Here is a 22,789-nt window from a genome sequence, read left to right on the forward strand (position 1 = left end):
TGTGCCGGAACTGGTCAGGTAAGGATTTGTTAAGCCGGAATGGCGCAAGGTCGTGCCAACTTGAGCGCGCCCGATGACGGGCGTTCCGGTCGCACCCGACCCCGATGGCATGAAGCCGTTCACCACGCTTTTGTTGGACAGCATTCAACTATCGGGGCGGCTTATGCCGCCCTATTTTTTATCCACCCTTCCGGTCGAGCGATCGCGAGACGAGGAAGACGGGAATGAGCCCGACCGCGACGATGATGATGGCGGGCACGCCGGCATCCTCCACCTTCGCCCGCGAGGCGTCCTCGTAGACCAGCGTCGCCAGCGTGTTGAAGTTGAACGGGCGCAGCATGATCGTCGCCGACAGTTCCTTCATGGTCTCGATGAAGACGAGCAGCGCTGCGGTCAGCGTTGCCGGGCGCATCATGGGCAGGAGCACGCTCCAGAGGGTCTGGCTGCTGGTGCGCCCCAGCGTGCGCGCCGCCATGTCGAGATGCGGGGAGAGCTTGTGGAAGCCCGCGTCGATCGTGCCTTCCGCCATGGTGAGAAAGCGCACCGTGCAGGCATAGATGATGGCAAAGCCGGTGCCGGAGAGCAAAAGGCCGGTCGATATGCCGAACTGTGCGCGCAGGAACGCGTCGACGGCATTGTCGAAATTGGCAAGCGGGATCAGCACGCCCATGGCCAGCACCGTGCCCGGCACGCCATAGCCGAAGGAGGCGAAGCGTCCGGCGGCGGCATTCAGGCGCGAGCGGGTGGTGCGCGCGGCATAGGCGAGCAGAAAGGCGAGCAGAACCGCGACAAGGGCCGTCGAGCCCGAAACAAGGACGCTGTGCCAGAGCGCGGAAAGAAGGCGTGTGGAGGCGAACTGCTCCAGCCGGCGCGCCGCATATCCGCCGAGCACGAAGACGGGAATGGCAAAGCCGATGAGTGGCGGTAGAAGGCATGCGAGGCTGGCCGCCCATTTCGTCCAGCCGGCAAGCTTCAGGCGCACGGAATCGTGTACGGCCGCCGTCGTCTTCTGGCTGGAAAAGCGCTGCCGGCGGCGCGCGGCGCGCTCCACCATCATCAGGCAGATGACGAAGACCAGCATGATGCAGGCGATCTGCGCCGCCCCGGCAAGGCTGCCACGGTTGAGCCAGGTGTCGAAGATCGAGAAGGTGAGCGTCTGCACGCCGAGATATTCCACTGCGCCGATATCGTTCAGCGTCTCCATGGCAACCAGCGTCAACCCGACCATGATCGCCGGCCGCGCCATGGGAATCTGGATCTTCGCAAACACCTTGAGTGGCCCCGCGCCGAGCGTGCGCGCCACGTCGGCCGCCGCCCGGCCCTGCATCAGGAACATCGAGCGGGCGGAAAGGTAGATATAGGGATAGAGCACGCTGGACAGCACCAGCATCGCCCCGCCCGTGGTGCGCACCTCCGGAAACCAGTAGTCGCGGCTCGTCTGAAAGCCGAACAGTGCGCGATAGGCCGTCTGTACCGGACCGGTGAAGGAGAAGAATTCGGCAAAGGCATAGGCGCCGAGATAGGCGGGAATGGCGAGCGGCAGCACGAGCAGGCCGGAGAGCAGGCGCCGCCCGGGAAACTCGCAGCTCGCCACCAGCCAGGCCGTGACGACACCAACGATCGCCGTGATCGTGCCGACGCCGGCAAGAAGGATCAGCGTGCGCAACGTCGCGCGCGGGATCACATTGCTGAGAAGATGGGGCCAGTTGTCGGTGCCGCCGGTCGCGGCGATGACGACGATGGCGATCGCCGGCATCAGCACGATGGCGGCTGCCAGTATGGCGGAGGCCGACAAGAACGGATGGCGCCGCGCACCGGTCCTGCGGCCGAGCACCGGCCTGGGTACGCTTTCGGAAGATACCTGCAAGGCGTTCACCTCGGGAAAAGGGGTCCTTCGGCAGGCAGGCGCCACGAACGGTTTCCCATCACCCCGCGTCACGCGGAAACCTCGCGGACGAGGCGGCGGGAGCCGGGCGAGGGGGTCGTCATTGCGCCTTGCCCTCGTTCCCCCGCTCTAATCCAATCGGTTCAATCTGCCAACACGCGCGGCGAAGGAAAGATCACTTCGACCAGCGTGCCTTCGTTCGGCGTGGAGCTGATCGCGAAGTTCGCCCGGTTGGCATCGACCATCGCCTTGGTCAGCGGCAGGCCGAGGCCGGTGCCGTCGCCCCGCTTGCGCGCGCCGGTCGTCACCTGACGGAAGGGCTTCATCGCCTGCTCCAGTTCGCTGCGCGTCATTCCGACGCCGGTGTCGCGAATGCGCAGAACGACGCTGCCGTTCGCCTCATAGGCGGTCGATACGACGATCTGCCCGCCCGGCAGGGTGAAGCGGATGGCGTTCGACAGGATGTTCAGCGCGATCTGCTTGATCGAGCGCAGGTCGGCAACGATCTGCGGCACGGTGGCCGAAAGCGAGGTGCGGATAATGACGCGCTGCGCATTCGCTTGGGGTTGCACCAGCGAGACCGCCTCGGCGATCGTCTCGTTGAGACCGACGGCGGTGAATTCCAGCTCCATCTCGCCCGCCTCGATCTTCGAAATATCGAGCAGGTCGTTGACGATATCGAGCACATGGCGGCCGGAGCGGCCGATATCATTGGCATATTCGATATAGCGCGGATGGCCGATCGGCCCGAAGCGTTCCGTCGCCATCATGTCGGAAAAGCCAATGATGGCATTGAGCGGCGTGCGGATCTCGTGGCTGACGCGGGCGAGGAAATCGCTCTTGTGGGCATTCGCCGTCTCGGCGGCCCGCTTGGCGTTGCGCAGCTCCTCTTCCGTGCGCTTCCACTGGGTGATGTCGCGGATGACGGCGCAATAACCGGCGGAGGAAGAGAGGCGACCCATGGTCATGAAGAGCGGGATGAAACCACCGCTCGCCTCGCGGCCGATGACCTCGCGCCCGTCATTGAGCACGCTTGCGACGCCGTGGCCGGAAAGCCCGGCGAGATAGTCGAGCACCGCCTTCTGGCTTTCATGGGCAAACAGCATGGCGAAGGGCCGGCCGCGGGTCTCGTCCTCGTCATAGTTGAAGAGGGCGCTGGCCGAACGGTTCATCGAGCGGATGTCGCCGTCCTGTCCGACCACGACGACGCCGTCGGTTGCCGTTTCGAGGATCGAGCGCAGCTCGCTGACCTCGACGCGCAGCGCGGCGGCGCTCGTCTGGTCGGCATTGCGCTCCTCGGTTTCGACCGCCGGCGCCGGTACGGTCTCGACCAGCGAAAGGGCCGGTCTCGCGTGCAGCGGCGTCAGCGCCAGCATCAGCGCCGTGCCATCCTCCCAGCGGATCGACTGGAGCCGGGCGTGCACGGCGCTCGTGTTTTCACCGTCGGCATGGCGCAGGGCCATCGTGCCGTCGCTATCCTCTGTATCCTCGTCGGGGCCGGCCAGAAGGATGTCGAGCCCACCGGATGCCTCAAGATCCTCAAGGCTCGTATACCCCGTCAGGCGGTAGAATTCCGGATTGGCATGGATGAGCCGGTCGCCGACATGCACCAGCAGGGCAACGGGCAGAACATCGACGACGGGGGCAGTGAGGCCATACTCCATCTGCCGGCGCGGTGGGGCGATGGCCGTGCGCGTCTCGGCCTGGGGCTCGCTCAGGAGATCGTCGGCATGCGGGCCGATTTCGAGGCCGGGCACTTCCGTATCGTTTTCGCCGGCTGCCAGCGCAACGGCGGTATCCTCGTTCTCAACCGTTTCCGGCTGGTTGTCGCGGGTGGTTTCGTCCAGCTGTTCACCACCGTTTGCGGTTTCCACGGGCGTGGCCGGCGGCTGGTCTTCCGGCTTTCGCTTGCCGAAGGTTTCACCGAGCTGGCGGGCGATCTCGCGGAAGGCGGCCTGTTCGCCAGTCGAAAGGCCGTCGAAAAGACCACCGCGATTGCGCCGGGTCTCGAGCTGCACGATCTTGTCGGATTGCCGGCGTGCCGGTGTCTCGACAAGGCGCAGCGCCGGGCGCTCGCCGCGGAAGGCGTCCTGTTCGTCCTCAAGAGGGGCTGCCGGCGTGCCCTCGTCTTCGGTAGCAGGGGCAGCCGCTGTCGCGGCCGTTTCGTCGGCGTCCTGCGCTGTCGGAGCCGGCTCGTCCGCTTGGACGATCTCCTCGGGCACGGTGGAGACCGCGGCAGGCGTGTCTGCAGCGTCCGCAACAAGGTCTTCCGCCGGCTCGACCGTGTCGTCCAGCTCCTCGGCCGCGCTCTCCAGGAGGGTGCCGGCTTCTTCGGCGAAGACCTCCTCCATTTCGGCAGCCTGCTCATCCTCGGTAACACCGAGCGTCAGGCCGCGCGCATGCGAGTCCGGAGCCGCATCGGCGATGCGCACGATGCCGAAGCCGCGGAAGCCGTCGAATTCCCGGTTGCGCGAATAGGTCGGCAGGGCGGCGAGATCGACGGGCACGACGAGGTTGGTGCCCTCGGCCGGCCAGAGGATCGTCTTGCCGGACCAGGTGTCGCGGCGGCGCAGGAGGTCGCCGATCTTGCCGTCGGGGTCGAGGTCGAAGCGCGCGGCGACGTCGGAGAAGCGCTCGCCGGAGATGGCGGCGGCATGCGGGCCGACGGCGGCGGCAAACTCGTCCGATATCTCGCTGAACCGGCCCTCGGCGTCGATCTTCCAGACGAAACGGATCGGCCGGCCCTGCGGATTGAAGGTGAAGCCGGCTGTCTTCCCGTCTACCGCGCCGTCGCTTGCCGCAACCGCCTCGGGTTCGGCGGCGATCTCATCCGCATGCGCCACGGCTTCTTGCCCGGCGATTGCGTCCGGCATGTTTTCCACGGCTTCCTCAGCCTGCGGCAGAGCGTCGGCAACCGGGGCTTCAATGGCGCCCTCGTCGGAGGTGGCCATGATCTCAGCCGGGCTTCCCGTCGCCGCGGCGTCCTCGATTGCCGGCATGTCCTCGGCGAGGATCGTTTCCATTTCAAAAATCGGTTCTGCCGTCTCGACGATCTGCTCGGGCTCTGCCGGAGCCTCCAAGGCGGGCGTCGGAATATCGGTGTCCGCAGCGGCTGCTGCCGGCGTTGCGGCGGCGGGTTCTGCCGCGTCGTCTGCCGGGTCGAGATGGCCGAGAATCGTTTCGACGGCAAAGAGCAGGTGGAGTGGCGGATCGGTGGCGATGCGGCCGATGGCGGCGGGAAGATGGCCGCGGCCGGTGGCGATCGGGCGTTTGACGAGGCGCTCGATGCTGCGTCCGGTGGCCTCGACGAGGGCACGGCGCGTTTCCGGGCTGATGGAGAGGCTACCGAAGCCCTCCGATGCGGCAACGATCGCACCGGCGCTGTCGAGTACGGCCATGTGCGTGTCCGGGTCGTCGAACCCGGTAAGCATGGCGGCGGCGGTCTCGTGCAGGTCCTGCCGTCCGGTGCCGATGGGCGCGCTGAACAGGATCGCGTCGTCGCCGGCGCGGATGGTGACGGTCTCGACGGCGGCCGTTACCGGCACGCTGCGAAAGCCGCTGCCGATGCGCATCAGAAAGGTACGGCGATCGCCCGGCGCCTGCACCTGCTGGGCGGTCGCGGCCAGCTGGCGGAAGGTCACATCGGCGCGATCCGGTCCGGCATCGAGGAAGTCGTAGATATTGTCGTGGCCGAAGAGGGCGGCGCCCCGGCCGTTTGCCCAGAGCACGCGTGCCATGTTCCTGGAAAACAGCACGACCGCCTCGCCCCGGGCGAAGGGCAGGCGCACCCGTTCATGGACGGCGACGTCGATAAAGGGATACTGTTTTGCGGACATGTTCAGGCCTGTTCTGGCTTCCGGCGTCCCGGCTTTCGATTAACGCTTTATTAATAGCGACGCACAGGCGGAGGGTCCAGCGCCTGGCCCGCAAAGCCCCGAGCTTTCAGGCAGAAGGGTTAACGGCCATGTGGGTTTTTGTGCGTTGCACAATTTTGTTGCAATGCAAAAGAGGATCGACTATATAGAAGCCATCCAAGAACACGGCGCCTCTAGAGAGGGCCAAACCAAGGAGCGCAGACAATGGCTACCAAGAAGACCGACGACGTATTCTCCATCGCGTCCATCGACCCGAGCAAGTTCTCCGAGAGCTTCCGCGAGTTCGCCGAAAAGGGCGCCGCGCAGACCAAGGAAGCCTATGCCAAGATGAAGGAAGCTGCCGAAGACGCCACCAAGACCGTCGAAGCGACGCTCGAAAGCGCCCAGGCCGGCTCCGTCGAACTCGGTCTCAAGGCCATCGAAGCGCTGCGCACCAATGCCGAAAATTCGCTTTCGCACATGGAAGCCCTGCTCGGCGTGAAGTCCGTTTCCGAACTCTTCGAACTGCAGACCGCCTTCCTGCGCAAGCAGGCTGAGGTCGCCGTCGAGCAGGCCAAGACCCTGCAGGAAACCTCCAAGAAGGTTGCCGAGAAGGTCACTGCTCCCGGCAAGTCTGCCGCCGAGAAGGCCATGAAGTCCTTCAAGACCGTCTGATACGGACGATAGCGCGGTTTTCCACGTCGTGATAAAATGGCCAGACGATCGTCTGGCCATTTTCGTTTGTGCAAGCCTTTAAAAAAAAGGCTTGAAAAATGGTGCGACTGCCCGTATGTGACGCACCAAGCGCGGTTGACGCGCCCTTGTGCGGTTGTAGCTCAGTTGGTTAGAGCGCAGGTTTGTGGCACCTGAGGTCGGTGGTTCGACCCCACTCAACCGTACCATTCCTCTCTCCTGATAAGTTGTTTTCGATAGGACTTATCGGGAGAGAGGAATATCCCCCTCCCTTCATTCGCAGCAGTCGGCTTCGGCACCATGGCGCCGTCGTTCCTCCCCTTTCTCCCAACGCCGCGGGAGCGGCTGCCGGTGGTTTTCGATTTCTGGGTCGATCACGCCGAACGCGCCCATGGTTGGGACTGCCTGCTCGAAGCTGTTGCCGGGCTTCCCGTCGGCACTGCTCTTCGTCCGCCAAATCCTGGCCTGCCCGGACGACCGCAATCTCCTGTTTCCGCCCACCCCTGACGCTGCGTAAACCCTTCCTTTACCACGCTTTTGGCGCCATTCCCGTTTTGGCACTCCATTAGGAATCCATTGACCAATAGATCCCTAATGTCCTCCCGTTCCTGTTCGGAACCGGTCCGCATGACGCGCTGCCGCGATGCAAATGGGGTTCTTCAAATGCACATGACGTGCGTCAAATGGCTGGCGATTCCCGCCGGCATGTTCGGGCTGTTCCTTCTCTGGCTGCCGATCAGCCTTCAGGCACAGCTTATCTTGAGTTTTGCCGTGCTCGGCGTGATGTTTCTGGCGATGACCCGCCCGAAGAGCGCGACCTTCCGGCTCGTCACCTTCATCTTTGCCGGCATCCTCGCCATGCGCTACGCGTTCTGGCGCACCACCGAGACGCTGCCGAGCATCTACGAGCCGCTGAATTTCATTCCCGGCCTGGTCCTCTATCTGGCGGAAATGTACTGCCTCGCCATGCTGGCGATCAGCTTCTTCATGCTGGCCGATCCGGTGAAGCGCGAAAGCCCGGAGGAGGGCGATGCGGCGAGCCTGCCGACTGTCGACGTCTTCATCCCATCCTACAACGAGGAGCCGGAACTGCTCGCCGGCACGCTCGCGGCAGCAAAGTCGCTGCGCTATCCGAAGGACAAGCTGAACGTCTATCTGCTCGATGACGGCGGCACGGAGGCCAAGCGCAACCACAAGGATCCGCGCATCTCGATTGCGGCGATCCGCCGGCACGAGCAGCTGAAGGCGCTCTGCGCCTCGCTCGGCGTGCACTATCATGCCCGCAAGCAGAACGACCATGCCAAGGCCGGCAATCTCAACGAGGGCCTGAAGGTGTCGAACGGCGAACTGGTCGTCGTCTTCGACGCCGACCATGCCCCGGTGCGCGAGTTCCTGCGCGAGACGGTCGGCTATTTCCGCAAGGACAAGAAGCTCTTCCTCGTCCAGACGCCGCACTATTTCCTCAATCCCGATCCGCTGGAAAAGAACCTCCAGACCTTCGCGCGCATGCCCTCGGAAAACGAGATGTTCTATTCGATCCTGCAGCGCGGGCTCGACAAGTGGAACGCCTCGTTCTTCTGCGGCTCGGCGGCGGTGCTGCGCCGCGCGGCGCTCGTCGCGGCGAACGGCTTTTCCGGGCAGTCGATCACCGAGGATTGCGAAACGGCGCTGGCGCTGCATTCCAAGGGCTGGCACAGCCTCTATGTCGACAAGCCGCTGATCGCCGGGCTTCAGCCGGAAACCTTCGTGTCCTTCATCGGCCAGCGCGCCCGCTGGTGCCAGGGCATGCTGCAGATCCTGATCCTCAACCGGCCGTTCCTCGCCAAGGGGCTGACGCTCGCCCAGCGCATCTGCTATGCCGGCATCAATCTCTTCTGGCTGTTCCCGCTGTCGCGACTTGCCTTCGTCTTCTCGCCGCTGCTCTACATCTTCTTCTCGCTGGAGATCTACCAGGCCAATATCCTGGAATTCGCCTCCTATGCGGTGACCTATCTCATCGGCTCCTTTGCCATGCAGAGCTACCTCTACGGCCGCGTGCGCTGGCCCTGGGTCTCCGAGCTCTACGAATACGTCCAGTCGGTGCTGCTCTTCGGCTCGATCGTCAGCGTGATCCGCAACCCGCGCAAGCCCACCTTCAATGTGACGGCGAAGGGCCAGACGCTCGACCGCAGCATGCTCTCGCCGCTGGCACGACCCTATTTCATCATCTTCTTCCTGCTTCTCGCGGCCGCGCTCTATTCCGGCTACCGCTTCCTGACGGAACCGGTCGCGACCGAACTGCTGATGATCGTGGCGGGCTGGAACCTCATCAATCTCGGCCTTGCCGGCGCTGCCCTCGGTGCCGTCGCCGAACGCCGCGAACTGCGCCGCAACCAGCGCCTGCCGGTCAAGCGCCACGCCTTGATGAAGGCCGGTGGCAAGCTCTCCAACGTCATCATCCAGGATGCTTCCTTTGGCGGCGTCTCGGTGGAATTCGTCGAGAAGGCGCCGGAGATCGATCTCGAGAACCCGCTTGAGGCGACGATCGAGCTTCGCCGCGCCGGCCAGGTCATCACCTTCGACGTCGTCTGCCGTTCCAGCCGCGAAGCCGGCGAGGGCGCGGTGCATGGCTTCGCCTACAAGGAGCGCACGCCGGAAACCTTCCTGGCGATCGCCGAGCTGATGTATTCCGACCAGGCGGTACTGCAGGAGCGTATCGCCCGTCGCCAGGTGCGCCGCAGCTTCTTCTGGGGCACCTCGCGTTTCGCTCTCTGGAGCATCCGCGAGACGCTGCGTGCCTTGCGATACTCCGCCGGCCTCATCCGTGAAAGCGCCGTCCAGTCCTTCGCCGATGCTCCCATCGTCGTGAAGGAAAACAATGCCAAGATCCCCGGCCGTGCAGCCGATCTGCCGCCGGTCCTCACAGGAACCCAGGCCTATGGCTAAGACATCTCTCCTTGCTACACTCGGCCTTGCTTTTCTCGTCGCTTCGGCCGCCTCCGGCCGGGCAGAGGGCCTGGTCGCCGATGTGGTCAAGCCGCTCCTCGAGGGAACGGCGCTTGCCGGTGGTCTGCTGCCCGGGCCGGTCAATGTCGAGAAGGCCAAAACGGCGGAGAACGCCGCGGCCATCACGCTCGTGCCCTTCGAGCAATCGGCCGGCGCCTTCACGCTCGCCGGCGAGGACGATGTCGCGACCTTTACCTTCCAGCTGGATGGCCCGCAGGTTTCCGCCGGCGGTGCTTTGAACCTTGCCTATATCAACGCCGTCTCGGTGCTTCCCGACACGGCGAAGGTGGATGTCGAGGTGAACGGCCGGGATGTCGGCAATTTTGCCATCGCCGCGCCGAACGGCACCCTGACGCAAAGGATCGCCGTCGCTCCGGAATACCTCCGGGCCGGCCGTAATGTCGTGCAGGTCCGCGCGCGCCAGCATCACCGCGTGGATTGCTCGCTCGATGCGACCTACGAGCTCTGGACGAAGCTCGATCCGGCGCTGAGCGGCTTTGCCACCGGCGTTGCCGCACCCTTCACCGATTTCGACAACCTGCTCGCCGTTCGCCGCAATTCGGCGCAGCGCACGGAAATCCGCGTCGTCCTTCCCGGCGCGTCCGGTGCCGAGGCGCTGAACGAGGTTGCGCCGGTGCTGCAGGCCCTCGTGCTTTTCCTGAATCGCGACGACATCACCGTAGCGATCGCGGACAAGCCGGGCACGGGTCCCGGCATCGACCTCGTCATGGCGATGGACCGCAGCGGTGGTGCCGCGCTTGCCGGGCTCGGCCTTTCTGCTGCCCCGCGCGGGCTGTCCGTACAGGCCGGCGCCACGTCCGGGCGTGCGGCGGTCGTATTGCGTGCGGCCAATCTCGGCGATGTCAATGCAGCGGTGCTTGCCGCCGTGAAGGGACCGATGGCAGACGGGCTCAAATCCGGCATCTTCGAGAAGGGCCGGGGCCTGCTTTCGGTCGATGCCGGCGAGCGCCGCACGCTCCGGGAGGCGGGCTACGAGACCCGCGTCTTCTCCGGCCGCCTCTCGCGCACCGATTTCGCCGTGGAGATGCCGGCAGACTTCTATCCGGCGGAATATGCGACGCTCGATCTGCGCCTTTCCGCCGCCACCTCGCCTGGCCTCGAACAGACCGCCCAGCTCCTTGTGCGCGTCAACGACAAGGTCGTGAAGAGCTATCCCTTCCGCAACCGCGAAGGCGAGCAGTTCGACGGCAAGCGCATCGAACTGCCGCTGCGTGCCTTCCGCCCGGGCGTCAACCGCGTAGAGCTGCTGGCCGAATTGCCGACCGCGGCGGATACTGCCTGCCGACCGGAAGAGCGTGACGACGGCAAGCCGCGCTTCATCCTGCTCGATACGACGGCCATCGAGGTCCCCGCGCTTGCCCGGGTCGGCCGGCTTCCCGATCTCGCGGCGCTTGCCGGCAAGGCCTATCCCTATGGCGGCGGCAAGCCCTTCGATCTCGTCGTCGACCGGGCGGATCACCAGTCGGTCGGCGCCGGGTTGACCATGCTCGCGCGGCTTGCTCTTTCCGCCCGCGCGCCGCTCAACGCGCGGATCGCTATCGGTACGCCCGCCGAGGGTTCCGGACGGGATGCGCTGGTCGTCTCCTCGCAGAACGATTTCGCCGAACTCGGGCCGGCGGACAAAGCGGCCTTCCCGACTGCGGACGATATCAGCGCGTCGGTCGCCGATCTCCTGAAACCCGACGCGGTCGTCACCGCCTCGGTATCCGGCGGCGCTGCGACGGGTAGCGAGACCGCCGATCTCCTGCAGGCCTTCCACGATTCCACGGCGGCGGGGGAGGATGAGCTTTCCTTCGGCGCCCGGGCGCAGCTCTGGCTTGCCGCCGCGACGAACAGTTTCGGCCGCTGGCTGAACTACGAAGGCGAGGACGAGGCGCGGCTTGCACCCCACGGCGAGGGCTCTCTGGTAACGCTTTCCCAGATGCGCTCGCCCGATGGGCTGGCCACCTGGACCGTCATCAAGGCCGATGCGCCACGGGATGTGGAGGCGGGCGTCAACCGGCTCGTCGAGCCCGCCGTCTGGCGCGATCTTCAGGGTGGTACCGCGGCGATCGAGACGGCGAGCCTTTCGCTCGTCAGCCTGCCGGCCGCGGATCGTTACATCGCCGACCTTTCGGACCGCAGCCCCGGCAACCTGCGCCGGGTCGCGGCGGCGTGGTTCTCCGACAATTTCCAGATCTATGTGCTGCTCGTGCTTGCCTGCCTCGGTGCCTTCGCCGCCTGGCTCGGCCTGACGGTGCCGAAAAAGGGCGTGAGGTCCGACCGATGAGAACGCTTTTCCTTGCGACCCTGCTGCTTGGCACCCCGGCCCTGTCATCGATGGCGCTGGCGGCCGATGCAAAGGCCGGCCCCGGCGAGGTCGAGCTGGCCGCGCTCTATTATTATGCCGAGCAGAAGCAGCAGGACCGGCTGGAGGCCGAGACGAACCGGTTGCGGCTGAAATATCCGGATTTCGTCGTGCCTGCCGACGTCTATTCGCCCGCCGCCCGGCAGGTCGATGAAAGCGCTCTCTGGACGCTCTACGACAAGAACGATTTTAACGGCATCGAGGCCGAAATCGGCCGCCGCCGTTCGGAAAACCCGCAATGGGTGCCGAGTGCGGATTTTTCCGGAAAGCTTGCCCGCCGCAAGCAGCGCGTCGAGATGATGGCTGCGACCGCCCGCAAGGACTGGATGGGCGTCATCGAGGCTGGCAAGGCCATCGACCCCGCAGGCGAGACGGAAGTCGATCTCGTCTGGATGCTGCTCGACGCCTATGCGCAGACCGGCGCCAAGGATGCGCTGGCGGGTGCCTATCGTGGCCTGCTCTTCCGGGAGGGCGACAGGCGCCTGCCGGATCAGCAGATCCTCACCACCCTCCAGAAATCGACGCGGGATTTCCCGGCTGAGGACGTGCGTAAGGCGATGAACGTGCTGGCGACCTCGCCGCTGCTGCAGGCCGGCTTGCAGCCGGTGGAACTCGACCTCACCCGCAAGGACGTCGCGGACTTCAACGCGGATGAAAAGCGCCAGGCGCCGATTGCCGAAGGCGAGGTCGGCCGGCTGCGTGCGGTGGCGGAAAAGGGCAAGCGTCTCGAAGACCTGTCGTTGCTCGGCTGGTACGACCTGAAACTCAAGTCGGCTGAAAATGCCGAACGCTGGTTCAAGGCGGCGCTCGCCAAGCGTCGCGATGTGGAGAACGCCAAGGGCCTCTACCTCTCGCTTGCCGCGCAGAACAAGCAGGACGCGGCCTATGCCGTCGCGGAAGACTATGTCGACGACCTCTCCGCCGATCCCGAATTCCTGATGAATGCGCTGTCTCTGCGCTTTTCCAAGCCCGACCAGCCGGACGCGGACGTGAAGACGGTCACCGCCTACAGCAACGCCATCCTCGCGACGTCGAATGCCGACCATGCGGAAATCCTCGCCTGGTATGCCTACAACTCCCGGCAGTACGAGGCATCGAAGGCCTGGTTTGAAAAGTCACTCGACTGGGAAAGCGCGCCGGTGCGCGTCAAGGGCCTTGCCCTCAGCCTGCTGCGTCTGGCTGCAAAGAAGGACTATGCGGCGCTGGAGGCGGAATACCGCGAAGTCTACCCGGAAATCTGGGCCGAGATAAAGGTCGCGACACCGCCGAAGGGCCGGCGCAGCGTCGCCGTCGAGATGCCTGTCGCGACGGCGACTGGCGGCGGCACCGGCTATCTCGCGCAATTCAAGGCGAAGCGCTTCAGCGCCTGCATCAAGGAGATTTCCGCGCTGGAGGCGCGCGGCACAATCTCTGCCGATGCCATGCTGATCAAGGGCTGGTGCCATCTCGAGCTGAACCGGCTCGCGGAGGCCCGCAACGCCTTTGAGGCGGCGCTCGGCAACAGCCGCACCCAGGCGGACGCCGCCTATGGCGCGGCGCTGACCCTGTTGCGCGGCCGGCTGACCGACGATGCCGAGGCGATGGTCGGCCTCTATCCGCTGGCGGAAAAGCGGGACCGTGAGGTCCGGGCGGAAATCTACTGGCAGCGCGCCCGCTCGGCCTTCGACCACAAGCAGTATCAGCGTGTGCTCGATGCGTTGAACGCTCGGGCCAGCCTCGTCGCCGAACCGGCGGATCTCAGCCAGCTGCGTGGCTGGGCCTACTACCATCTCGGCAATCGTGGCCAGGCGCAGGCGGTCTTCGCGCGGCTCAACATGCATCTTTATGATCCGGCGGCCGCTCGCGGCCTCGCCGTCTCCACGGCTCCCATCCGATAGGTTCTTCATGCGCTGGCTGTTTCTCGCTGCACTTCCGCTCCTCGCCACGGGCTGCACCGCCGTGCACGACCCCTTCCTCGAAACCGGATCCATCCGTCCGGACGCGCCGCCGATCTCGACGGAGGTCTCGCCGGAATTCGCCGCTGCCTACCTGCCGTCGATCTCCGGACGTATCGAAAGCGTGCGCCAGACGGTACGCGGCGATTTCTTCGAGCAGGCGATCGTCTATTCCAACGCGACGGCTTCTGCCGGCGAGAACGTGCTGACGGTGCGGGTCGGCACGCCCTCCGAGGGTGTCTCCTTCCTGCGCGCGCCGACGCGACGGGCGATCCTCGCCGAGATGCGGCAGGCCCTGCCTGATGTCGCGATGAGGATCAACGCCGCCGCCGGCCAGAACACGCACGGCATCTATGGTTATGCGACGGGTCCGCTGGGCGCCTCCGGCAGCTGCCTCTATGCTTGGCAGTTCGCCAAACGGACGGCGCCGCTCAGCGAAACGGCGATGGGCCGTCTCGGAGACGGCAATTATTCCGCGCAGGTACGCCTGCGCTTCTGCCATCCCTCCATGCCGGAAGAGCGCATCGCCGCGTTGATGGCGGGAATGCGGCTGAAGCCCGTGACGGACCAGACCTTCGACATGCTGCGCTATGCCGGCGGCAGCGGCGTCCTGCGCAGCCAGCCCGTCGCGGTGCGCGCCGAGCCTGTGGCGGTTGTCGACGACGGCGTGGTGCCGCGCCGCACGCCGAAACGCCGGCTCGTGGAGGAGAAGCGGGCCGAAGAGCCGGCCGTCATCCGCAATGCCGTGCGTGTGCCGCTCCCGGGCGAGGCCGGCCAGGAGAAGGTGAAGGTTGCCGTCTCTGAAAAGCCGGTGGAAACGCTGGAAGGCGCGCAGACGGCCCGGGCGAAAAGCGCACTGGTGCCGATGCCCGAGACCGCCGCACTGACCGCGGGCGACTGACGCCTACAAGAAGATGTGGTGCTCCTGCTGTACGAGTTCCTGCACGAATTCGGCGACGGTGCGCACGCGTGTGAGATCCCGCGCGCTTTCGTGCCAGGTCGTCCAGTAGGCGCGGCGGATGGCGGTGCCGGGCAGGAGGCGGACGAGCTCGTCATACTGCCGGGCGATGTAGTCGTGCAGGATGCCAATGCCGGCGCCGGAACGCACCGCCTCCGTCTGGCCGGTCGCGCTGGAAATCTCGAAGCCGGCATCCCAGCTGCGCATGATCTCGCCGGTGAAATTGAGCGAGGCGGTGAAGATCAGGTCCTCCACATAACCGACACGCCGGTGGGCTTTGAGGTCCTCGACGCCCTGCGGCGTGCCGTTCTCCGCGAGATAGGCGCGCGAGGCATAGAGGCCGAGCGTATAGTCCGTCAGCTTGGAGGAGACGAGGCGTCCCTGTTCCGGCCGTTCCAGCGTGATGGCGATGTCGGCCTCGCGCTGGGAGAGCGAGAAGGAGCGCGGCACCGGCACGAGCTGGATCTTCAGTTCCGGATGCCGCGCCGTCAGCCGCCCGAGCCGAGGTGCCAGAAACGACACGCCAAAACCATCCGGCGCCCCGACGCGCACCGTGCCGGCGACGGCCGTATCGATACGGCCGATGCTCGCCTGCACCGCGAGCATCTCCGTCTCCATCCGCTCGGCCGCGCGAAAGAAGGCGTCGCCTTCGGCGGTGAGATCGCAGCCATTGGTGCGGCGGATGAGGAGCCGCGTCTTCAGCGCTTCCTCCAGCGCGCTGACGCGGCGGCTGAGCGTGGCGTGGTTGACGCCGAGGCGGCGGGAAGCGGCAAGCAGCTGCCCGGTACGGGCCACCGCCAGGAACATGCGGGCGTCATCCCAGTTCATTTCTGCCTCCGACTTTAATTTCTGCACAACGGTTCCTTATCCAAGGTGATTGAGTTGTGCAAATTGAAGTGCGATGATCTCTTCATACCAACGGAGGAGCTCCCCATGTACGAGATCGGCCATTTCATCCACGGCAAGAAGGTCGCCGGCACCAGCGGCCGCACCGCGAACGTCTTTAATCCGGCGACGGGCGAAGTCCAGGCGACGGTGGCACTTGCCAACGACGCCGACCTGCAGGCCGCGATCGACAGCGCGCTTTCCGCGCAGCCGAAGTGGGCCGCCACCAACCCGCAGCGCCGCGCCCGCGTCTTCATGAAGTTCGTCGAGCTTCTGAACCAGAACATGGACGAGCTTGCCGTTCTGATCTCCCGCGAGCACGGCAAGACCGTTGAGGATTCGAAGGGCGACGTCATCCGCGGCCTGGAAGTCTGCGAATTCGTCATCGGCATTCCGCACCTCTCCAAGAGCGAATTCACCGAAGGCGCCGGCCCGAACATCGACATGTATTCGATCCGCCAGCCGGTCGGCATCGGCGCCGGCATCACGCCGTTCAACTTCCCGGGCATGATCCCGATGTGGATGTTCGCCCCCGCTATCGCCTGCGGCAACGCCTTCATCCTGAAGCCCTCCGAGCGCGATCCGTCGCTGCCGATCCGTCTTGCCGAACTGATGATCGAGGCGGGCCTTCCGGCCGGCATCCTCAACGTCGTCAACGGCGACAAGGGTGCGGTCGACGGCATCCTGGCGCATCCGGATATCGCCGCCGTCTCCTTCGTCGGCTCCACGCCGATCGCCCGTTACGTCTATGGCACGGCTGCCGCCAACGGCAAGCGCGCCCAGTGCTTCGGCGGCGCTAAGAACCACATGATCATCATGCCCGATGCCGACCTTGACCAGGCCGCAAACGCGCTGATGGGCGCCGGCTACGGTTCGGCCGGCGAGCGCTGCATGGCGATCTCGGTTGCCGTCCCCGTCGGCGAGGAAACCGCCAACCGGCTGATCGAGAAGCTGACGCCGATGATCGAGAGCCTGCGCATCGGCCCCTACACCGATGACAAGGCCGACATGGGCCCGGTCGTCACCAAGGAAGCCCAGGCCCGTATCCTCGGCCTCATCGACAAGGGCGTGGAAGAAGGCGCCAACCTCGTCGTCGACGGCCGCGGCTTCAAGCTCCAGGGTTATGAAGACGGCTATTTCGTCGGCGGCTGCCTGTTCGACAACGTCACGCCGGACATGGAAATCTACAAGACCGAAATCTTCGGCCCGGTCCTGTCCGTCGTTCGCGCCAAGAACTACGAGGAAGCCCTCGACCTTCCGATGAAGCACGAATATGGCAACGGCGTCGCGATCTACACCCGTGACGGCGACGCGGCCCGCGACTTCGCCAGCCGCATCAACATCGGCATGGTCGGCGTCAACGTTCCGATCCCGGTTCCGCTTGCCTACCACTCCTTCGGCGGCTGGAAGTCCTCGTCCTTCGGCGATCTCAACCAGCACGGCACGGACTCGATCAAGTTCTGGACCCGCACCAAGACGGTCACCAGCCGCTGGCCGTCGGGCATCAAGGACGGCGCCGAATTCGTCATGCCGACGATGAAGTGATCCGTCCCGCCGGAAGGATTGAAAGGGCTCCCGCAAGGGGGCCCTTTTTGCATTGCGAGTTTTTTGTGCCCTGCGAAGAATAGCCATCGATCCCGGCCCGTTAAGCCCTCGTGTCTATGCATTCGGAAGGGGCAAACGATATGTCATTCGCAGCATCTGCTGCGCCCGCGGGACAGGCGGGCGGTTTTCACCGCATCACGTTTACCGGCAAGGCGTCGGAATATTTTGGCATCTGGATCGTCAATGTGCTGCTGACGATCATCACGCTTGGCATCTATTCTGCCTGGGCCAAGGTCCGGCGCAATCGTTATTTCTACGGCAATACCGTGCTGCTTGGCCGGTCCTTTGAATACCATGCGAAGGGTCTGCAGATCCTCATCGGCCGCCTCATCGTTCTCGGTGCCTTTATCGCGCTCAACGTGATTGCGACGCTGGTGCCGATTCTCGTCCTGCTGCCGACGCTCGTCGTTCTGATCGCGTTGCCCTGGCTTGTCGCCAAGGGCCTGCGCTTCAGCGCACGTGTCACGAGCTACCGCAATGTTCGCTTCGATTTCGTCGGCGGTGCGGGCGGCGCGTTCAAGGCCTTCATTCTCGGCAGCCTGCTCGCCGTCATCACCATCGGTATCCTCACGCCGCTCGCCAGCCGCTGGGTCTCGCGCTATGTCGGCACGAACCTGCGCTACGGCGGCAAGGCCTTCGATACCGACCCGCAGCTCGGCCCGCTCTACAAGTCCTGGCTCCTGTCGTTCCTCATCGCGCTGGTCGGCCTCGGCATCATCGCGCTCATCGTCTTCATGAATCTCTCGCTGATCCTGCCGATGATCGAGACGCCCGGCGCTCTGACGCCGGAACAGCAGATCCCGCTCGTCATCAGCGCGGTCATCGGCTACATCGTGCTCTTCGCGACCTTCGGCATTGCAGGCCTCTTCTATCGCGCGGGCGTGCGCAACATCGCCTGGTCGGCGACCACCTTCGACGGCCAGCACCGCATGCTGAGCGACATCTCGCGCACCCGCTACACCTGGATCGCCATTTCCAACGTTATCGTCACGCTGCTAACCCTCGGCCTGATGCGGCCCTGGGCGGCGGTGCGCATGGCGCGTTATACCTGGGAGCACACCGGCATCCATTTCACGGGGGATGTCGGCGAGCTGTTCAGCCGCATCGAGGCGCAGGGCTCGGCCGTCGGCTCGGAGTTCATGGACTTTGAAGGTTTCGACTTTGGCTTCTGACAATGCCACCATCGCCGGCGGGGATTGGCATCCCGCCGGCTCCAGCCGCTCGGTCGAGGCCCGCCTCGTCGAGCGGGCCGGGGAGATCACGGCGGTGCCGGTCGGCGGCGAGAAGCCGCTTGCCGGCGCGGGCCTCTCCTGGGTCGAGATTTCCGGCCGCGTCGGGGCCATCCCGCGCCGGGTGACCTTTCCGGACGGCTCGGTCTTCGAGACCTGGGACAATGACGGCATCGACCGCTATCTTGCCGCGCGCGGCAAGGGGGGCGCCGGCCTCGTGCACTGGCTGGAGCAGTTCCGGCTCCGCCTGATCGTCATCGTGCTCGCCGCCTTCGTGCTGGGTGGCGTGGTCTATCGCTGGGGCGTGCCGGCGCTCGTCGAGGTCGCCATCCTCACCACGCCGCCGATCGTGCCGCAGTTGATGGCGCAGGGCACGCTCGAAGCGCTCGACCAGACGACCTTCTCGCCGACGAAGCTGCCGGACGGCCGCCGCAAGGAGATCGCCGACGGCTTTGCCCGCATCGCTGCCCAGTCGCCGCGCGGGGCAGGGGCCTATACCCTCAATTTCCGTGATGGCGGCCTGATCGGACCGAATGCCTTCGCGCTGCCGGACGGCACGCTCGTCCTCACCGACCAGCTCGTCGAACTGGCAGGTGGCGATACGGAGATGATCGTCGGTGTGCTCGCGCACGAGATCGGCCATGTCGAGCTGGAGCACAGCCTGCGCCAGTTCTATCGCGCCGCCGGCATGACCGGCCTCATCATGCTGATTGCCGGCGACGTCGGCTCGGCGGTCGAGGACGTGCTGGTGCAAGGTGGTGGCCTCCTCGCGCTCTCCTATTCGCGCGGTGCGGAGGCCGAAGCCGACCGGCGCTCGGTCGAGCTGATGGCAAAGGCCGGCTATGACCCCACCGCGATCGCCCGCTTCTTCGGTCTCCTGGAGGAAAAACTCGGCGACAAGGGGGATACCACCATCCTCTCCACCCATCCGGGCACGCCGCAGCGCAAGAAGGATATCATCGACTACAGCCGGATCATCTCCGGCCAGTCGGATCCGGACCTGCAATGAACGAAAACGGCGGCCCGAGAGCCGCCGTTTCCTGGTTTGGCCTTGGGAGGCATTCCTGTTACTGCGACGGGCCGTCGTTGTAGCCGACCTTGTCCACCAGCTCGGATGCCTTCTTGCGGTTCGCCGCGATGTCGACGAGCGGCAGGGCATCCGGCTTCAGCGTGCCGAAGGACTTGACGACCTCGGACGGCTCGGCGCCCGGCAGGACCGGGTATTCGTAGACCTGCTCGGCATAGATCTTCTGCGCGGTGCCGGCCGACAGAAATTCCATCAGCTTCAGCGCATTGTCCTTGTTCGGAGCGTTCTTGGCGAGCGCCATGCCGGAGACGTTGACGTGGCTGCCGCGGTCGGCGGTGTTCGGGAACAACACCTTGATGGCTGCCGCCCAATCCTTCTGCTCCGGCTCCTTCTCGTTGGTCATCATCAGGCCGACATAGTAGGAGTTGCCGAGTGCGAGGTCGCATTCGCCGGCGAGGATCGCCTTGGCCTGGTCGCGGTCGCCGCCGTCGGGCTTGCGGGCGAGGTTGTTCTTCAGGCCGGTCAGCCACTTCTCGGCTTCGGCTTCGCCGTGATGGGCGATCATCGAGGCGATCAGGCCGATATTGTAGGAGTGCTGGCCGTCACGGGTGCAGATCTTGCCCTTCCACTTCGGGTCGGCAAGCTCCTCGTAGGTGATCTCGTTCTGCGCGACGCGATCCTTGGACGCGTAGACGACGCGCGAACGCGTGGTCAGGCCGAACCAGTCGCCATCCGGATCGCGGTACTGCGCCGGGATGTCCTTGTTGATAATGTCGTTCTGGACCGGCTGCGTGACGCCGCCTTCCTTGGCTTCCGTCAGGCGCGCGATGTCGACCGTCAGGATGACGTCGGCCGGCGAGTTCGCGCCTTCCGCCTGGATGCGCTCCACCAGACCCTTGTCGAGGAAGAGCACGTTGGTGGTGATACCGGTTTCCTTGGTGAATTCGTCGAGCAGCGGCTTGATCAGATCCGGCTGACGGTAGGAGTAGATGTTGACTTCACCATCTGCAAAGGCGGGTGCGGCAAGGGCCAGACCGGCGGTCGAGAGGGCAAGGGCGGCAAGAGACGTCTTAAGCAGTTGCATCGGGTCCTCCTGGTGCATTTATTCTTAACTGCTAAAGTCGTGTTTAACGGCTTGCCCCTCGCAGTCAACCGTGCGATCCCCGCCATAACATGAATGTGATTTTCCGCTTTTTGGAATTGTTCTAAATAGCGAAGTGTCCTATATGTGTGCGGACTAGAAAACCGGATTCGGAGTTCCCGATGCGTCTGACGAAACAAACCAACTATGCGGTGCGCATGTTGATGTACTGCGCGGCGAATGGTGACAAACTCAGCCGCGTTCCGGAAATCGCCAGGGCCTATGGCGTATCCGAGCTGTTCCTGTTCAAGATCCTCCAGCCGCTGACGCGGGCCGGCATCATCGAGACCGTGCGCGGCCGCAACGGCGGTGTGCGTCTGCCGAAGCCGGCGGCGGAGATCACGCTGTTCGACGTCGTGCGTGTGACGGAGGACTCTTTCGCCATGGCCGAATGTTTCGAGGCGGGGGAGATCGAATGCCCGCTGGTCGATAGCTGTGGCCTCAATTCGGCGCTGCGCAAGGCGCTCAACGCCTTCTTCGAAGTGCTGCAGCAATATACGATCGACGATCTGGTCAAGGCCCGCCCGCAGATCGGCATGCTGCTTGGCCTGGAAAATGCGGCCGTGCGGCAGCCCGCCGCCTGAGTGAGGCCCAAGACAGGGCCTTTCCGTTTTTTTCGCCGGGTGCAACGCCCGGCGCCTCCAGCTTGGTATCGCGCTGGCGGCATATCCATTTCACAAATTTCTGAAAGTGCACCAGACGCCGGAGGTTACTCTCCGGCGCTTGTGTCCTGCCTGACATATTCCCTGAGGATGAACTCGACGGCTGTCGGGTCGAGCTCGGCCTTGTCGATGCGGAAGTCGACGCCGTAATCGTCGATCTTCTGAAAATAGGCATCGCTTATCGAGGAGGAAATGACGCCGACCGGGCCGATGTAGCCGTTGCGCCGGAGTTCCGGCACGGTCTCGCGAAAATCCGCCTGCGGCTGGAGCCGGTTGTCCATCAGGATCATGTCGAGCCGCACCCCGTCAGCACGGATGAAATCCAGCGCCGCTTCCACCGTCTCTACATAATGAAGGGTGATCGCATAGCTTGTCACCTTGCGCATCAGCGCGCTGAGGATGACGTTTTCCGCAGGGTCGTCATCGACAAGCAGGATATGCACGGTTGCGGTCATAGTGGTGGGTGAACCTGATTGCATCGAATGGTTGGCCGGAAGCCGCGGCTACTCTCATCCACGCGGCACGCATTAACAAGTCCCTAACTCTGCTATCGGTAACGCCGCGGACCTGATTTGCGGCATTATTGGATAATTTGCTCGCGGATTGCCTTTGCCACCATCTGCGTACGGTTCACCACGTCGAGTTTCTTCAGGATCGTAGCCGTGTGCGAGTTCACCGTGTGCTCGGAAACCGAGACGATGAGGGCGATCTCGCTTGCCGTCTTGCCGTAGGAGATCCAGCGCAGGATTTCCGTCTCGCGCGGCGTCAGACCCATGCCTGCCTTGTTGGCGAGGACCTTGCGGTAGAAGTAGTCGAAGGCGCAGTTCGCCTCGTAGCAGATCTCGTAGTGGGCGCTGCGGCCGATATCCTCGCCGTCGCCCAGGAAGAGCACCACATACCGTATGCCCCCGATGGAGTGGACCGGAATGGCAAGCGCCATGTCGAAGCCGATCTGCTCGAGGAAGTCGCCGCTGCCGACCGCGCCGTTCTCCACCGGGTCATCGCTCAGCCACACGGTCGGGATGGTCGATTTGTAGAAGCTTTTGAAGATGGCGGAATCGTTCAGGCGATGACGCTTGTCATAGGCCTCGGCAAGGCCGGCTGGCAGGTCGTGCAGCACGAGGCGGCCCGCAAGGTGGCTCGTCTCGTGTTCGTTGGCCAGCTGCAGGATTCCGAAATGCTCGAAACCGTAGCGCAGCGCCAAGGTATGGAAAATGCGAAAGAAATCGACGCGATTGAGAGCCTTCTCAAGATCGCTTTCGAAATCATAGCGCCGGTAGTGTTTGTTCAAGACGGGCACGTGGTCTCTATCCCCAGGGATTCCACGCGTCAAATCTAGCGCCACAATCTTTGGCGGCAAAGGGTTTTGCCGGACAATTTCGTGATGGCGGTCCACTTTTTTGTGGCCGTTCGAACAAGGTGCTGAAAACAAAGGAAGAAACGAAAGAAGGACTGCCCTTCGCTCTTGTCGTCTCGCCCCGCCGCCACAGGGTGAAACAGCGAAGGACAGTCCCTCTTGCCTCGATGTCCCGTTATGGCACGACGCCGGCGTCGCCGCTATCC

The 22,789-nt window shown here is 64.5% G+C and carries 15 protein-coding genes and 1 tRNA gene; 10 read left to right on the forward strand and 6 right to left on the reverse strand.

The genetic code is table 11. From position 1 onward, the window contains the following. Positions 1-178: 178 nt before the first annotated feature. Both P9A16_RS14320 and P9A16_RS14325 read right to left on the reverse strand, forming a co-directional pair. Positions 179-1,756: an ABC transporter permease gene (locus tag P9A16_RS14320; protein ID WP_088016500.1), complete on the reverse strand. Its 1,578-nt coding sequence runs from the start codon at positions 1,754-1,756 to the stop codon at positions 179-181. 272 nt (positions 1,757-2,028) lie between these two features. Next, positions 2,029-5,721: an ATP-binding protein gene (locus P9A16_RS14325; protein WP_023516718.1), complete on the reverse strand. Its 3,693-nt coding sequence runs from the start codon at positions 5,719-5,721 to the stop codon at positions 2,029-2,031. A 243-nt stretch (positions 5,722-5,964) separates the two neighbouring features. Between P9A16_RS14325 and P9A16_RS14330 the strand changes: the two genes are divergently transcribed. The 6 genes from P9A16_RS14330 to bcsN all read left to right on the forward strand — a co-directional run bounded on the left by P9A16_RS14330 (position 5,965) and on the right by bcsN (position 14,620). Further along, on the forward strand, positions 5,965-6,414 hold the full coding sequence (locus P9A16_RS14330) for a phasin (protein WP_024270958.1): 450 nt from the start codon (positions 5,965-5,967) through the stop codon (positions 6,412-6,414). Positions 6,415-6,564: 150 nt separating this feature from the next. Beyond that, positions 6,565-6,641, forward strand: a tRNA-His gene (locus P9A16_RS14335). 454 nt (positions 6,642-7,095) lie between these two features. Further along, positions 7,096-9,357 carry a UDP-forming cellulose synthase catalytic subunit gene (gene bcsA / locus P9A16_RS14340; protein ID WP_245290405.1) on the forward strand — a complete coding sequence of 754 codons (2,262 nt, stop codon included), beginning with the start codon at positions 7,096-7,098 and terminating at the stop codon, positions 9,355-9,357. Beyond that, positions 9,350-11,707 (forward strand): cellulose biosynthesis cyclic di-GMP-binding regulatory protein BcsB, encoded by a 2,358-nt coding sequence (locus P9A16_RS14345; protein WP_024270960.1) that lies wholly within the window; start codon positions 9,350-9,352, stop codon positions 11,705-11,707. Before bcsA ends, P9A16_RS14345 begins: the two co-directional genes overlap by 8 nt. Then, entirely contained in the window at positions 11,704-13,662 is a 1,959-nt protein-coding gene (locus P9A16_RS14350) for a hypothetical protein (RefSeq protein ID WP_023514576.1), read from the forward strand. Before P9A16_RS14345 ends, P9A16_RS14350 begins: the two co-directional genes overlap by 4 nt. Positions 13,663-13,669: 7 nt before the next feature. After that, positions 13,670-14,620 (forward strand): cellulose biosynthesis protein BcsN, encoded by a 951-nt coding sequence (gene bcsN, locus P9A16_RS14355; protein WP_023514577.1) that lies wholly within the window; start codon positions 13,670-13,672, stop codon positions 14,618-14,620. Between the two features lie 3 nt (positions 14,621-14,623). Here bcsN and P9A16_RS14360 read toward each other — a convergent pair whose 3' ends face one another. Continuing rightward, positions 14,624-15,505 (reverse strand): LysR family transcriptional regulator, encoded by an 882-nt coding sequence (locus P9A16_RS14360; RefSeq protein WP_023514578.1) that lies wholly within the window; start codon positions 15,503-15,505, stop codon positions 14,624-14,626. Between the two features lie 105 nt (positions 15,506-15,610). On the opposite strand from P9A16_RS14360, the gene P9A16_RS14365 reads away from it, so the two are divergent. The 3 genes from P9A16_RS14365 to P9A16_RS14375 all read left to right on the forward strand — a co-directional run bounded on the left by P9A16_RS14365 (position 15,611) and on the right by P9A16_RS14375 (position 19,405). Next, positions 15,611-17,107, forward strand: coding sequence for a CoA-acylating methylmalonate-semialdehyde dehydrogenase (locus P9A16_RS14365; RefSeq protein ID WP_023515360.1), 1,497 nt, complete (start codon positions 15,611-15,613; stop codon positions 17,105-17,107). Between the two features lie 140 nt (positions 17,108-17,247). Next, complete coding sequence (locus P9A16_RS14370; RefSeq protein WP_023515359.1) at positions 17,248-18,339, forward strand: YjgN family protein; 1,092 nt, start codon at positions 17,248-17,250, stop codon at positions 18,337-18,339. Further along, complete coding sequence (locus P9A16_RS14375) at positions 18,329-19,405, forward strand: M48 family metallopeptidase (RefSeq protein ID WP_037408173.1); 1,077 nt, start codon at positions 18,329-18,331, stop codon at positions 19,403-19,405. Before P9A16_RS14370 ends, P9A16_RS14375 begins: the two co-directional genes overlap by 11 nt. Positions 19,406-19,463: 58 nt before the next feature. Here P9A16_RS14375 and P9A16_RS14380 read toward each other — a convergent pair whose 3' ends face one another. Next, entirely contained in the window at positions 19,464-20,507 is a 1,044-nt protein-coding gene (locus P9A16_RS14380; protein WP_024270961.1) for a Fe(3+) ABC transporter substrate-binding protein, read from the reverse strand. 179 nt (positions 20,508-20,686) lie between these two features. Here P9A16_RS14380 and rirA point away from each other — a divergent pair, with 179 nt between their 5' ends. Continuing rightward, positions 20,687-21,148, forward strand: a complete 462-nt coding sequence (gene rirA / locus P9A16_RS14385) for an iron-responsive transcriptional regulator RirA (RefSeq protein ID WP_024270962.1) — start codon at positions 20,687-20,689, stop codon at positions 21,146-21,148. 125 nt (positions 21,149-21,273) lie between these two features. Here the strand turns inward: rirA and P9A16_RS14390 are convergent, their stop codons facing one another. Together P9A16_RS14390 and P9A16_RS14395 are read right to left on the reverse strand one after the other, a co-directional pair. Continuing rightward, entirely contained in the window at positions 21,274-21,681 is a 408-nt protein-coding gene (locus P9A16_RS14390; RefSeq protein ID WP_024270963.1) for a response regulator, read from the reverse strand. A 125-nt stretch (positions 21,682-21,806) separates the two neighbouring features. Beyond that, positions 21,807-22,526, reverse strand: a complete 720-nt coding sequence (locus tag P9A16_RS14395) for a helix-turn-helix transcriptional regulator (protein ID WP_024270964.1) — start codon at positions 22,524-22,526, stop codon at positions 21,807-21,809. Between the last annotated feature and the right edge of the window lie 263 nt (positions 22,527-22,789).

The sequence above is a fragment of the Shinella sp. 838 genome, assembly GCF_029623935.1.
Lineage (GTDB): Bacteria > Pseudomonadota > Alphaproteobacteria > Rhizobiales > Rhizobiaceae > Shinella.